At 63.0% G+C, this 13,319-nt stretch carries 13 protein-coding genes and 1 tRNA gene; 7 read left to right on the forward strand and 7 right to left on the reverse strand.

The features are described from left to right. Position 1 precedes the first annotated feature (1 nt). Positions 2–1,603 (forward strand): multiple monosaccharide ABC transporter ATP-binding protein, encoded by a 1,602-nt coding sequence (gene mmsA / locus ABIB35_RS14870; RefSeq protein ID WP_502915800.1) that lies wholly within the window; start codon positions 2–4, stop codon positions 1,601–1,603. Next, positions 1,600–2,847: a multiple monosaccharide ABC transporter permease gene (gene mmsB / locus ABIB35_RS14875; RefSeq protein ID WP_354182505.1), complete on the forward strand. Its 1,248-nt coding sequence runs from the start codon at positions 1,600–1,602 to the stop codon at positions 2,845–2,847. Before mmsA ends, mmsB begins: the two co-directional genes overlap by 4 nt. Positions 2,848–2,957: 110 nt before the next feature. Here the strand turns inward: mmsB and ABIB35_RS14880 are convergent, their stop codons facing one another. The 3 genes from ABIB35_RS14880 to ABIB35_RS14890 form a co-directional block, all read right to left on the reverse strand. Next, the gene (locus ABIB35_RS14880) at positions 2,958–3,362 is read right to left on the reverse strand and encodes a universal stress protein (protein ID WP_354182506.1); all 405 of its coding nucleotides are present in this window, start codon (positions 3,360–3,362) and stop codon (positions 2,958–2,960) included. A gap of 39 nt (positions 3,363–3,401) precedes the next feature. Beyond that, positions 3,402–4,808: an APC family permease gene (locus tag ABIB35_RS14885; protein ID WP_354182507.1), complete on the reverse strand. Its 1,407-nt coding sequence runs from the start codon at positions 4,806–4,808 to the stop codon at positions 3,402–3,404. A 147-nt stretch (positions 4,809–4,955) separates the two neighbouring features. After that, complete coding sequence (locus ABIB35_RS14890; protein WP_354182508.1) at positions 4,956–6,326, reverse strand: hemolysin family protein; 1,371 nt, start codon at positions 6,324–6,326, stop codon at positions 4,956–4,958. Positions 6,327–6,548: 222 nt separating this feature from the next. On the opposite strand from ABIB35_RS14890, the gene ABIB35_RS14895 reads away from it, so the two are divergent. After that, positions 6,549–6,965, forward strand: coding sequence for a DUF7144 family membrane protein (locus ABIB35_RS14895; protein WP_354182509.1), 417 nt, complete (start codon positions 6,549–6,551; stop codon positions 6,963–6,965). On the opposite strand, the gene ABIB35_RS14900 is transcribed toward ABIB35_RS14895, so the two are convergent. The 3 genes from ABIB35_RS14900 to ABIB35_RS14910 all read right to left on the reverse strand — a co-directional run bounded on the left by ABIB35_RS14900 (position 6,962) and on the right by ABIB35_RS14910 (position 9,077). Then, positions 6,962–7,729 (reverse strand): GAP family protein, encoded by a 768-nt coding sequence (locus ABIB35_RS14900; RefSeq protein WP_354182510.1) that lies wholly within the window; start codon positions 7,727–7,729, stop codon positions 6,962–6,964. The genes ABIB35_RS14895 and ABIB35_RS14900 overlap by 4 nt on opposite strands. Beyond that, positions 7,650–8,825 (reverse strand): AI-2E family transporter, encoded by a 1,176-nt coding sequence (locus ABIB35_RS14905; RefSeq protein WP_354182511.1) that lies wholly within the window; start codon positions 8,823–8,825, stop codon positions 7,650–7,652. Before ABIB35_RS14905 ends, ABIB35_RS14900 begins: the two co-directional genes overlap by 80 nt. Before the next feature lie 169 nt (positions 8,826–8,994). Then, positions 8,995–9,077, reverse strand: a tRNA-Leu gene (locus ABIB35_RS14910). Positions 9,078–9,223: 146 nt separating this feature from the next. Between ABIB35_RS14910 and ABIB35_RS14915 the strand changes: the two genes are divergently transcribed. Together ABIB35_RS14915 and ABIB35_RS14920 are read left to right on the forward strand one after the other, a co-directional pair. Then, the gene (locus tag ABIB35_RS14915; protein ID WP_354182512.1) at positions 9,224–10,558 is read left to right on the forward strand and encodes a M20/M25/M40 family metallo-hydrolase; all 1,335 of its coding nucleotides are present in this window, start codon (positions 9,224–9,226) and stop codon (positions 10,556–10,558) included. A gap of 51 nt (positions 10,559–10,609) precedes the next feature. Continuing rightward, complete coding sequence (locus ABIB35_RS14920; RefSeq protein WP_354182513.1) at positions 10,610–11,770, forward strand: acyl-CoA dehydrogenase family protein; 1,161 nt, start codon at positions 10,610–10,612, stop codon at positions 11,768–11,770. A gap of 33 nt (positions 11,771–11,803) precedes the next feature. Here ABIB35_RS14920 and ABIB35_RS14925 read toward each other — a convergent pair whose 3' ends face one another. Continuing rightward, complete coding sequence (locus tag ABIB35_RS14925; RefSeq protein WP_354182514.1) at positions 11,804–12,037, reverse strand: DUF5703 family protein; 234 nt, start codon at positions 12,035–12,037, stop codon at positions 11,804–11,806. A 41-nt stretch (positions 12,038–12,078) separates the two neighbouring features. Between ABIB35_RS14925 and ABIB35_RS14930 the strand changes: the two genes are divergently transcribed. Together ABIB35_RS14930 and ABIB35_RS14935 are read left to right on the forward strand one after the other, a co-directional pair. Further along, positions 12,079–12,363, forward strand: coding sequence for a hypothetical protein (locus ABIB35_RS14930; RefSeq protein ID WP_354182515.1), 285 nt, complete (start codon positions 12,079–12,081; stop codon positions 12,361–12,363). A 109-nt stretch (positions 12,364–12,472) separates the two neighbouring features. Further along, complete coding sequence (locus ABIB35_RS14935) at positions 12,473–13,303, forward strand: undecaprenyl-diphosphate phosphatase (protein ID WP_354182516.1); 831 nt, start codon at positions 12,473–12,475, stop codon at positions 13,301–13,303. Positions 13,304–13,319: the final 16 nt, after the last annotated feature.

The raw sequence follows: 13,319 nt of genomic DNA on the forward strand, positions 1-13,319 counted from the left end.
GATGCTGCCGCCCCCGGGGTCCGCCGGTAAGGACACGAACGTGAACGAAAACATTCTTTCCATGCGGGGAATCACCAAGACCTTCCCCGGCGTCAAGGCACTGCAGGATGTCTCCCTGGATGTGCGTCAGGGGCAGGTGCATGCTATCTGCGGTGAAAACGGTGCCGGCAAGTCCACCCTGATGAAGGTGCTCTCCGGTGTCTACCCCGCAGGTACCTACGAGGGCGAAATCCTGCTGGAGGGCGAGCTGCAGGAGTACCGGGACATCAAGGATTCTGAAGCAGCGGGGGTGGTGATCATCCACCAGGAGCTGGCGCTCAGCCCGTTTCTGTCCATTGCGGAGAACATCTACCTGGGCAACGAGCAGTCCAAGGGCGGATTCATCGACTGGCATCGCACCAATCTGGAAGCCGCCAAGCTCCTGGAGCGTGTGGGCCTCACCGAGAACCCCGCGACCCGGATCCAGGACATCGGCGTAGGCAAACAGCAGCTGGTCGAAATCGCCAAAGCCCTCTCCAAGCGGGTCAAGCTCCTGATTCTGGATGAACCTACCGCAGCGTTGAACGATGAAGATTCCGAGCACCTGCTGGGCCTGATCAAGGACCTGCGCTCAGACGGAATTACCTGCATCATCATCAGCCACAAGCTCAACGAGATTAAGGCCATTGCCGACGCCGTCACCATCATCCGTGACGGCCGCACCATCGAGACCCTGAACATGCACGACGACGACGTCTCCGAGGAGCGCATCATCCGCGGCATGGTGGGCCGGGACCTGGACAGCAGGTATCCGGAGCATGTTTCGACCATCGGCGATGAAGTCCTTCGGGTGGAGGACTGGACCGTGCACCACCCGCTGGACCGTTCCCGCCGGGTGGTGTCCGAAGCCAACCTTTACGTTCGGGCGGGCGAGATTGTGGGCATTGCCGGTCTGATGGGCGCGGGCCGCACCGAACTGGCCATGAGCATCTTCGGCCACAGCTACGGACACAACATCACCGGACGGGTCTTCAAGAACGGCCGCAAAGTCACCATGAAAAACGTGGGCCAGGCCATCCGCCACGGACTGGCCTATGCCACCGAGGACCGCAAACGGTACGGGCTGAATCTGATCGAGGACATCAAGCGCAACATTTCCGTGTCAGGGCTGAATAAACTCTCGGTCCGCGGCTGGGTGGACCCCTACCGGGAGCACCTGATGGCGGAGAAGTACCGCACCAGCATGAACATCAAGGCGCCCTCGGTCACTGCACTGACCGGAAAACTCTCCGGCGGAAACCAGCAAAAAGTGGTGCTGTCCAAATGGATCCACACCAACCCGGACGTGCTGATCCTCGACGAACCCACCCGAGGCATCGATGTGGGGGCAAAGTATGAGATTTACACCATCATTAACGAGCTGGCAGACCAGGGGAAGGCCATCATCGTCATTTCCTCGGAGTTGCCCGAACTGCTGGGAATCTGCGACCGCATCTATACCCTCGCCGAGGGCCGCATCACCGCTGATGTCCCGCGCGAAAAGGCGAGTGCCGAATACCTCATGCAGTACATGACCCGCGACGCCAGGACTCCTGTCGCCGCGACAGAGAAGGAAAGCCAATGAGCACTCTCACCGATCAGGGATCGTCCACCGGCGCTCCCGCCTCGAAGGACCGGCCACAGGGAATTGTCGGCTCGGCCCTGAACTACCTGACCGGGCAGCTGCGCCAGGTGGGGCTGTTCATCGCACTGATCGCCATCATCATCTTCTTCCAGATCACCACCAACGGGATCACGCTGGCGCCGATCAACGTCTCCAACCTGATTATCCAGAACAGTTACATCCTGATCCTCGCCGTGGGCATGGTGCTTGTCATCATTGCCGGGCACATCGATCTCTCGGTGGGCTCCGTGGTGGCGTTCACCGGTGCCGCAGCCGGCGTCATGATCACCCAGTGGGGACTTCCCTGGTGGCTGGCGGCGGTTCTGTGCCTGGTCCTCGGAGCCGCCGTCGGCGCCTGGCAGGGCTTCTGGATTGCGTACTTTGGCATACCGGCCTTCATTGTGACCCTGGCCGGCATGCTGACGTTCCGCGGCTTGACGCAGATTGTGCTGCAGAACAAGCAGATTTCACCGTTCCCGGACCAGTTCCGCGATCTGGGCAGCGGATTCCTTCCCGATCTGGGCGGCGGCACCACCTTCCTGGAGCCGCTGACCGTCATCATCGGCGTGCTCTCGGCCGCCGCGCTGGTGGGCTCGGGCATCCGCCAGCGGATGATCCGCCGCCGCCACCAGCTGGTGGATGAACCGATGCTCTGGTTCGCCGCCAAACTGGTTCTGACCGCCGGGCTGATTCTCTTCATCACCTACCTGCTGGCCAGCTACCGCGGAACGCCCATTGTGCTGGTCATCCTGGGCGTGCTCACAGTCGGCTACTCGGCGGTCATGAACCGCAGCGTGTGGGGCCGCCACATCTATGCCATGGGCGGAAACCTGCACGCTGCTGAGCTCTCGGGCATCAACACCAAGCGGACCACATTCACCGTGTTCATCAACATGGGTGTCCTGGCCGCACTGGCGGGACTCGTGTTCACCGCGCAGCTGAACCTGGCCAGCCCGAAAGCGGGCGAAGGGTTTGAGCTGGATGCCATCGCCGCCGTCTTCATTGGCGGGGCGGCCGTCACCGGCGGCATCGGGCGGGTCACCGGAGCCATTATCGGCGGCCTGATTATCGGCATCCTGAACAACGGCATGTCCATCATGGGCGTTGGCACCGAGTACCAGCAGCTCATCAAGGGTCTGGTCCTGCTCGCCGCCGTAGCCTTTGACGTCTTCAACAAGCGCCGCGGTTCCGCCTCCATTACGTAGCGCTGACCCGGTACCACTCCAGGCACAGCTGTGGCCGGCACCCGATCCGATCGGGTGCCGGCCACAGGCATGTTCTTCCGCGGGGGCACGCGGTACGACGGCGGTGAAGGCTAGGAGTTAGCCTTCACCGCAAGGACGGGGCAGTCCGACTGCAGCAGCACCCGCTGTGCCGTGCTGCCCAGGAGCATCTTGCCCACCGGTGTGCGGCGGCGCAGGCCCAGGACAATCAGCTGAACCTGCGGATCTTCGGCAGCCTTGAGGATCTCCTCGGCCGGATCATAGTCTCCTACCGGGTGGATGAGCACAAACTCCGTCCCCGCAGCGCGCAGCTCCTTTTCCAGGTTCTCCACCGCTGCCTGATTGGCTTCTTCCTGCTGCTGGTGGTGGAGTCCGTGGCGCGGGGACCCCACATTCACGATCACCAGGGTGGTGGACTGGGCAGCGGCTTCCCGGCGGGCAGCCTCCAGGGCTGCTCCGCCCTCCGGAGTGGGAAGAAAACCGACGACGATACTCATGGTGCTCCTGACATAGGAAAGGGAAACGGGTGGGAGGCTTTAGCCCCGGAGTTCTTCGGCATCCGTAAACCGGGTTTTCTTGGCGCGCACGGCCCGGTTCCAGAACCAGGTCAGGACCCACAGCAGCAGGCCCAGGACCAGCAACAGTCCGGCGATCTGATACTCGATCGGATCCTGCGCCCAGGGACCCAGAAGGAACGCGCAGCTGAAGACGCCAACGTAGGGAAGGAAGCCGGGAGAACGGAAGTGCTTGCCTTCATGCGGAGTGCGGCGCAGGACCAGGCAGGCAATGTTCACCACAGTAAACACGGCCAGCAGCAGCAGGGCGGTGGTGCCGCCCAGCGCGGTCACAGTTTCCTTACCCATGAAGTTGGTGACAAGGATGATCAGACCCACCGCGATCGCGGTGGTGAACAGGATTGAAGCCCACGGTGTGCGGCGGCCCGGAAGCACCTTGGAGAGCGAGCGGGGGAGCACATCCTGTTTGGCCATGCCGTACAGCAGCCGGCTGGCCATCAGCATGTTGATGAGAGCAGTATTGGCCACAGCGAAGATGGACAGGAACGGATAGATGACGTCCACCGGGAGGTTAGGCGCACCGGCGCGGACCACCTCCAGCAGCGGTGTTGCGCTGGCGGACAGCTGGCCCACAGGGACAATGGCTACGGCCGCAATGGACACCAGCAGGTAAACAATCAAGGTGATGCTCAGGCCCGTCAGCATGACCTTCGGAAAAATCTTTGCCGGGTCCCGGGTTTCCTCGGCCATATTCACCGAGTCTTCAAAGCCCACCATGGAAAAGAATGCCAGCGAGGTGGCCGCGGTCAGCGCCAGGAAGACACTCTTGTTCCCTTCAGTTTCAAAGACCATCACACGAGAGAAATCAACATTGCCCTGCGCCATTGCCCAGAAACCAATCAGGATGACGATCAGCAGGCCGGTGAGCTCAATAATCGTGAGGACCACGTTGAACTTTATGCTCTCACCCACTCCGCGCAGGTTAATCGCCGCAAGCATCAGCATGAAGATAACCGCCACCCAGGTCACCCCGGTCTGTCCCCACTCCAGGTTGAATCCCACAATGAAGTTCTCGGCCAGGAATTTCGCGGCCGTTGACGCCGAGGTGATGCCGGAGCTGAGCACAGCGAACGTGACGATGAAGGTCAGGAAATGGATTCCAAAGGCCTTGTGCGCGTAAAGCGCGGCCCCCGCAGCCTGCGGGAATTTGGTCACGAGCTCCAGATAGGACAGGGCCGTGATCGTGGCGACGGCGAAGGCCACCAGGATGGGCGCCCAGGCGGCACCGCCAATCTCGCCGGCAACCTGGCCGGTCAGGGCGTAAACACCGGTTCCAAGAATGTCACCGACGATGAAGAGTAGAAGGAGTTTGGTCCCCATCACCCGCTTGAGTTCGGGCTCGCCCGCGTTGGTCTGTGTTTCGGCCATAACGGCTTTCCTGCTTTCTGGATATCTTTCATGCGGTCCGGGTGGGACCGCAAAAGGGCCTGCGGCCCGTGTCCGGTATTCTCTTCGCTGCGAAGCGGCAAAGCAATGTTACGGGAATCGACGGCACGGCTGGTAAGCGAAGCAGGCTTATGCCGGCCCGGGGTTTCGATGCTTGGGACTCCCTTTGCCGGGGCCACCCGGACGGGACATTACCCGTACCCCGGCAATGCGGCGGCGCTGAAGGCTAAGAACCTCAAGCTCAGCGCCCGGAGCCTGGACCACGTCGCCGGGCCGGGCAATCCGCCCCAGCCTTTCCATAATGAATCCGCCAACCGTTTCATACGGTCCTTCCGGAAGGGAAATGCCGGTGAGGCGTTCAAATTCCTGCAGGATGAGGGCTCCGTCAACCACCAGGTCACCACGTATCCGGCGGTGCCGGTCTTCGGGCTCCCGCGAGGTGTCATACTCGTCGTAAATCTCGCCCACCAGTTCTTCTACCAGATCCTCCAGCGTCACAATGCCGTCCGTTCCGCCGTATTCGTCCGCCACCACTGCAATGTGGCTGCCGCCCCGGCGCATTCTGGACAGCGACGGGACAACCGCGGCAGTGCCCGGAAGAAAGAGGATGGGGCGGGCAATGTCTCCCAGAGTCCGCGCCGGCTCGCCACCCGCACCATCGCGTCCGCCGCCGCCGTTCCGGTCACTGCCTCCCCGCAGCAGGTCACGGACATGCACAAAGCCGATGACGTCGTCGGGGGAGTCCCTGATCACCGGGTATCTGGAGTAGGGCAGTTGATGCACAGCTGTCCGCGCCTGCGCCACCGTGAGGTCCGCTGCGAGGAACTGAACCTCGGGCCGCGGACGCATCACTTCCTGCAAGAGTCGGTTGCCGGCACCGAAGACATCCGAGAGGATCCGGCGGCTGTCCTCGGCCAGGACCGGACTCGCAGCCACCATGTCCCACAGCTCCTGTGACGACACCGGCGGGGTTTTGACGTTCGGATCTCCGCCCAGCAGCCGGACCACGGCATCCGTGGACACCGACAGCAGTTTGATGACGGGGCGCATCACCACGGCGAACACGTTCAGGGGAGGCGCAAGGAGCCTGGTGAAACGCTCTGCATTCTGCATGGCCAAACGCTTGGGAACCAGCTCACCGAAGACCAGGGACAGGTAGGCAACGGCCAGGGTGAGGAGAATGAAGGCGGTTGCATTCGCCGCGGCGGAAGGAAACCCGAGTCCACGCAGCGCGGGCGTCAGCGCGGGCGCCAGCGCCGAGGCGCCGTAGGCAGCGGAGAAAAACCCCGAAAGCGTGACTCCGATCTGGATGGAGGAGAGGAAGAGGTTTGGATTGCGGGCCAGCTCCGCGATTTTCCTGCCGCCGGGTCCGGATGCCTCTATCCGGCTGATCTGGCTTTCCCGCAACGACACCAGGGCCATTTCCGTCCCGGCGAAGACGCCCCCCAGCAGGACAAAAAACACTACGAGAAGCGCATTGATGAGCGTGCTGTCATCCATGTTCAGAGCGTACCGGCGGCCGGCGCCTGTTGACACGGCAGAGCGCCGGCTACGGCCCGTTTCCGCTAAGCCGGGACCGAACGCTGAGGTGCGGCAACAGGCGTCAACGATTGACCAGTTTCTGAGGCGGGGATGACAATTGATACCAGTACGCGTTTCCCGACACAGCTGCAGCCGGTCACCGTACCGGCGCAGCGCGTCCTACCGAAAGTGGTCGGCATCATGAGTACTGTCCAGCAGCCAGTTGCATCCTCCGGCGCGACCGATTGGGTTCGTTTTGCCGGCGTCATCCTGCTCGTCAACGGCATTTTCAGTGTTGTCCAGGCACTTGTGGCACTGATCGGCTCCAACGTCTACTACACGGTGGTGGACGGGACGTTGTTCCTCTTCGACACCACCGGGTGGGGCTGGTGGAACCTGTTCATTGGAGCCCTCCTTATCGTGACGGCATTCGGACTGTTTGCTTCGGCAACCTGGGCCCGCATGGCCGGCGTAGTTCTTGCCGTGGTCAGTGCAGTGGTCCAGCTGCTGCTGGTCCCGGTGCAGCCCTGGTGGTCGCTGATTGTCATAGCCGTTGACGTGCTGATCATTTACGCCATTGTTGCCCATGGTCATGAAAAGGTCCGGGCCGCGCATTAATCCAGCTGCAGCAGGTTGAAGCCCACAAGAAACACACCGACGGCCAGCGCAACGCCAGCGGTGACGGTACGCCCGTTGCGCTGCATCCAGGCATGCAGCGCCGCGAGCTGGTCCTGCGCCCGGTCGGGGGACCGCAGCCACACCAGAATGGGCCCGACGACGGCGGATTGGGCCACCGCAGCATAGGCAAGGACCAGCAGGGTTGCCTCCACCGGAGACAGGTTCCGAACACCGATCAGCCCGCCGGCAGCCACCGCCAGGAGAATCGCTTTGGGACGCAGATTCAGGCCCACGCCCAAGGCCGCGAACTGCCAGACCCGGGCGGAGTCAAACCGGGTCCGCAGATTTTCCAGTCTCCTGCCCGCGCTCACCGGCGGCTTCCGCCGGAACAGATACACGGCATAGACGGCGAGCCCGGCGCCGATCAGGACGCCCAGAAAAGCCGGGACCGTAATCTGGTCCAGACGTGGACGCCCCGGAAGGAACCGAAGCCCAAGCGCTGACAGGCCCACCACAATGATGGAGCCGGCGAGGCTGCCGAACAGGAACGGCAGCGCGCCGTGCCTGGGCCTTGGCGAGAGCAGGATCATGATGGTGATGCTCACCGGCACCGAACTCACAGCGCCCGCAACAGCAAATGAGGCCAGGGACATGATCAGGGTCAGCATGGCTGCCCGGACGGCGTCATGTTGCGGGGGAAGCGCCGGGACGCGCGCGCCGGACCCTGCGCCTGCTGCGCCGCCCCGAGCGGGAGCGGTGCGCACGGATGGCTGCATCCTCCTCTTCCAGCAACCGTTCAAGGTCTTTCCGGTCGTCCGTCATTGGGCGCCACCAGCTCAGTGAGGGGTCGGAGTCCAAGAGAAGCGTTCGGGCCAGCAGTGTGAGCGGCACCGCCAGGATGGCGCCGACCGGGCCCAGGACCACAGCCCAGAAAAGCACCGAAAGAAAAGTCAGTGTTTCGCTGAGGTTCACTGCGTTGCCGATGAACTTCGGCTGCACTATGGATTGGACTACGGCATTGATTCCGCCAAAGAGAACCACCACGGCAACAACCGTGGGCCAGCCTCCGGTGAGGAAGCCGAAAAACAGCGGAGGAATAAGGGCTATGAAGTAGCCCACATTGGGAATGAAGCTGCAGACAAAGGACAGCAACCCCCAAAGCAGGGCGCCGGGGACGTGGAGGATCAGCAGCACCAGCCAATTGAACAATCCCTGCGCCAGTCCCAGGACGGTGGTAGCAACCATGTACCGCCGGACTCCTGAGGCGAAACCGTCCAAGGCTGAGACAAGAGCCGGACGGTGCACTTTCAGGTGGGACAGCAGCGCCGGTGCACGCGAGCCGTCCAAGGCCATGAGGATGAGCAGCGTGAGGATTATCACCAGGATGCCTGCCAGGTTGGTGATACTACCCAGGAGCCCACCGAGAAATCCGATGATGCGTCCCGGGTTAAACCCGGCCTCAACGGCTTGCACCTGCTCGGGACCAAACCCGGCCGCGGTAAGCCAGCCGGAGATGGAAGCGCCGGCCTGCGTGATCTGGGGCGCGAACTGCGGCAGCAGCGCGGAGAACTGTGCGAGGGCCGCGATAAGGGCGCCGGCAAAACCGGCCAGCAGCACAAACACTGCAGCGATGCTGGACCCCGTCGCGATCCCCCGCGGAATTCCGTGGTGCTGGAGCCACTGCCGCAGCGGATGCACGCACAGCGTCAGGACGAACGCCAGGAAAGCCGGGGTGAAGATGGCGCTGATCGCGGCCAGACCAAAGGCGGCAAGCGCTGCACAACCCAGCATGACCAGGATCACGGCGCTGCGTGGGAAGACTGGTCCGGCTGGACCAATTCCCGCTGGATCCGCTGCCATGGGCTCCTCCTTCTATCTGGAGGTAGTCTAGGCAGCCCTGTGCCCGGCCTGAAGGGAAGGAGGCATTTTCTGCTGCCGGACGGACCAGAGAGGATCGCTCCGGAGCCTGCGCAGGGGCCGGATACAAAAATACCCCTCGGAATCCAGGGATTCCGAGGGGTAGATATTGTGCGCGGAGGGGGACTTGAACCCCCACCCTCGTTAGAGGACTAGCACCTCAAGCTAGCGCGTCTGCCATTCCGCCACCCGCGCTTGGGTGTTCGCCGCAAGCTCTTTAGTCGTTCAAAAGCTGCGGAAGCAACGGGAAAAACTCTAACACGGTTTTGGTCGGAACCGTAAATCGGTGCTGGTCAGCACTCCGGTGGCTAGGCTGGCAGCAATAACTTCGAAGGAGAACTATGTCTAAGTCCACTGCGTCTGTGCCCACCGCGCCCCAGCGAACTGCCGAAGATGAAGTCACCCGGATCTGCCAGGACCTCATCCGGTTTGACACCTCCAACTTCGGCGATGGATCCGGGCCGGGGGAGCGCGCGGCCGCCGAGTACACGGCCGGGCTCATTGAGGAAGCCGGCCTGCAGGCCGATCTCTTTGAATCTGCTCCCGGCCGCGCGTCGGTGGTCACCCGAATGGAAGGCAGCGATTCCTCCCTTCCAGCTCTTGTGGTGCACGGCCACCTGGACGTGGTGCCCGCCCAGAAGCAGGACTGGTCCGTGGATCCGTTCAGCGGCGAGGAACGCGACGGTCTGATCTGGGGGCGCGGCGCCGTGGATATGAAGGACATGGATGCCATGATCCTGTCGGTGCTGCGCGACATGGCGCGCACCGGTACCAAACCCCGCCGGGACCTCATTTTTGCTTTCTTCGCAGACGAGGAAGCCGGCGGCGAACACGGTGCCGGCTGGGCGGTGGAGAACCGCCGTGAACTGTTCGACGGCGCCACCGAAGCCATCTCGGAGGTGGGAGGTTTTTCCGCCACCATCGGCGGCAAACGCACCTACCTTCTGCAGACCGCGGAAAAGGGAATTTCCTGGCTGCGTCTGGTTGCCCACGGCCGGGCCGGACACGGCTCCCAGATCAACACCAACAACGCCGTCACCCGGCTGGCCCGCGCAGTCGCCACCATCGGCGAACACCCGTGGCCGATCGAACTCACCGACACCACCCGTGCCTTCCTGGACGGGGTCACCGAGCTCACCGGCGTCGAATTCGACCCGCAGAACCCCGAGCGCCTGCTGTCGGAGCTGGGCACCGTGGCCCGATTTGTGGGCGCCACCCTGCAGAACACCTCCAACCCCTCGGTGCTGAAGGCCGGCTACAAGCACAACGTCATTCCGGGGACCGCCGAGGCACTGATCGATGTGCGTACCCTCCCCGGACAGGAGGAACAGGTCCTTGCCATCATCAAGGACCTGGCCGGCCCTGGAATCGATGTGAGCTATGAGCACAAGGATGTGTCCCTGGAAGTTCCCTTCAAGGGGAACCTCGTGGATTCCATGATCGGCGCGCTCCAGGCGGAGGACCCCGGCGCACCGGTGCTGCCGTACACGCTCTCCGGCGGCACCGACAACAAGTCGCTGAGCCGGCTCGGGATCACCGGGTACGGGTTTGCCCCGCTGCGGCTCCCCGAGGACCTGGACTTTACCGGGATGTTCCACGGCGTGGACGAGCGGGTTCCTGTTGATTCCCTGAAATTCGGCACCCGGGTCCTTTCCCGCCTGCTGACCGGTTACTAAAACCTGAAGTTATCCCAGCCTCAAAAGACCTGCACAAGGAAAGACCGCCGCATGAACGTCACCGACATCCTCTCCTCCGAACTCCTGGAACGCCTGCGCGGACGGGCTGCAGGCTACGACCGCGACAACCGCTTCTTCACTGAAGATCTGGAGGACCTGCGCAGCGCAGGTTACCTGGCCATGTTCGCCCCGCAGGCAGCGGGCGGCGCCGGTTTCACCATTTTGCAGGTGGTCCAGGCCCAGCGCCTGCTGGCCATGGCCGCGCCCGCCACCGCATTGGCCATCAACATGCACCACGTCTGGTGCGGGGTGGCCCACCTGCTGGCACTGCGCGGAGATCATTCCCTGGATTTCATCCTCAACGACGCAGTTAAGGGCGAGGTGTACGCCTTCGGCGTTTCGGAACCGGGCAATCCCGCCGTGCTCTTTGATTCGAAGACGGCGGCAGTGCCGCAGGGAAACGGCTCCTATGCGTTCACCGGCACAAAGATCTTCACCAGCCTTTCTCCGGCGTGGACCCGGCTGGGGATTTTTGGACGCGACGATTCCGAGCCCGACGAACCGCGGCTGGTCTTTGGCTTCGCGCCGCGGGGGACCGCAGGGATCACCAGCAAGGATGACTGGAACACCATGGGCATGAGGGCCAGCCAGTCCTGCACCACCGTCCTGGACCATGCTGTCCTCTCGGCCGGCCAGCTGGTCCGCAAAACTCCGGTGGGCCCGCACTCCGATGCCTTTGTGTTCGGCATCTTTGCGCTCTTCGAAACCCTGCTCTCGGCCGTGTACACGGGGGTGGGGGACCGCGCCGTCGAGCTGGCGGTTCAGGCGGCGCAACAGCGTACGACGGCGGCCGGCGGCAGCGGCGCCCACGATCCCCACACGCGCTGGAAGGTCGCCGATGCGGCCATCCGGATGGACGGGATCCATCCGCAGCTCGAAGCCATAGCCCGCGACCTGGAAGAGGGCGCGGACCACGGCAGCCTGTGGTTTCCGCGGCTGTCCGCACTAAAGTACCGGACCACTGAAACTGCGCGTGCCGTCGTGGAAACCGCGGTGCGGGTGGCCGGCGGCCGGAGCTATTCCAAGGGGGCTGAACTGGAACGGCTCTACCGCGACGTGCTCGCCGGGATCTTCCATCCCTCCAGCGAGGACGCGGTGCACGCCTCGGTTGCCAACGTCTGGCTGGGGCCGCTGCCGGAACAGGCCGGCTGATACAAATACGGCCGGTTGCCGCCGGGTCCCGGATCAGGCAGTGCGGCGGACCCGCATGATGCGCCTGCGCAGCCAGAACCTGCGCGCTCCGCCGCGGTAGATGCAGCTGCGCTGCAGCTCCCACTTGCCGTATTCAGCGTGTTCGGTGATGATCCTGCGGGCCTCGGAGATTGAATCTGAGGGGTTCACAGATACCACCAGGTACTCGTAGTCCCGGACGTTTTCGTCTGGCCGGCGCACGCCTGGCCGAAGAATTTGTTCTCGCATTTCCCTCCAATTTTGCTCACTTTACCGCTAACGTCTAGGGCATGAGCATAGATCCGCACGTGGCGCTCCAATCCCTTGTGGCCGCACTTGAAGAGCACTTGACGGCGTCCTCGCAGCGCCGCGGGGACAAGGACCCGATGGTGGAAGCGGCGTATCTGGCCGTTGCGGATGCCTTTGAGGTTTACGAAGAAGTCCTCTATGACGCCTACGGCGAGGTCACCCCGCTGGAGATCTACGAAGACGATGATGACGAGTTCGACGTCGGATTCGAGGACAACGGCGAGGGGGCCAGTGAGCCTTCCTCGGGTATGCAGCCGGGGTCCTAGAAAACCCCTGAGCGCCGCCGCGCCGGAAGCGATGGCGCAGTCCCTGTCACGGCCCGTCTCCTGAGCCGGCGCACAGGGAGTCTTCGCCGGTGGCCTAGAGTAATTCCTTGTGAATTGGTTTGAAGCGCTCTTCCTCGGTCTCATTCAAGGCCTGACTGAATTTCTTCCCATCTCCTCCAGCGCGCATCTGCGGATTGTGGGTGAGCTGCTGCCCGGTGCCCAGGATCCGGGAGCGGCCTTCACCGCCATTACGCAGCTTGGCACGGAGACGGCTGTGGCTGTCTATTTCTGGAAGGACATCGTCCGGATTGTGAAGGCCTGGTTCGCCTCACTGAGCGGGCGTGTGCCGCGCAATGATCCGGACGCCCGCATGGGCTGGCTGATCATTATCGGCACGCTGCCGATTGTGATTCTTGGCCTGCTCTTCCAGGACCAGATTGAAAGCACCTTCCGCAGTCTGTGGGTTGTTGCCACCATGCTGATTGTCTTCGGCGTCATCCTTGCCATTGCAGACGCGGTGGGGAAGCAGCAGCGCCGCCTGGACCAGCTCACCTACAAGCACGGGATCCTCTACGGGCTTGCCCAGGCCCTGGCCCTGATCCCCGGGGTCAGCCGTTCCGGCGGAACCATCACTGCGGGCCTGTTCATGGGCTACACCAGGGAGGCTGCAGCCCGCTACGCCTTCCTCCTGGCGATTCCCGCGGTCTTTGGCAGTGGGATTTTCCAGCTGCTCAAGTCGCTGAACGAGGATGAACCCATGGTCTACGGCGGCCTGGAGACGGCCGGTGCCACCCTGGTTGCCTTCGTTGTGGGGTTTGTCATCATTGGCTGGTTCCTGCGCTACATTTCCAGCCGCAGCTACAGCCTTTTTGTCTGGTACCGGATCCTTCTCGGCGTCGTGATCTACATCCTGCTCGGCCTGGATGTGCTGAGCGCCTAAAACGGAACGTAGAGTT

This window comes from Arthrobacter sp. UYP6 (assembly GCF_040547315.1).
GTDB lineage: Bacteria > Actinomycetota > Actinomycetes > Actinomycetales > Micrococcaceae > Arthrobacter_B.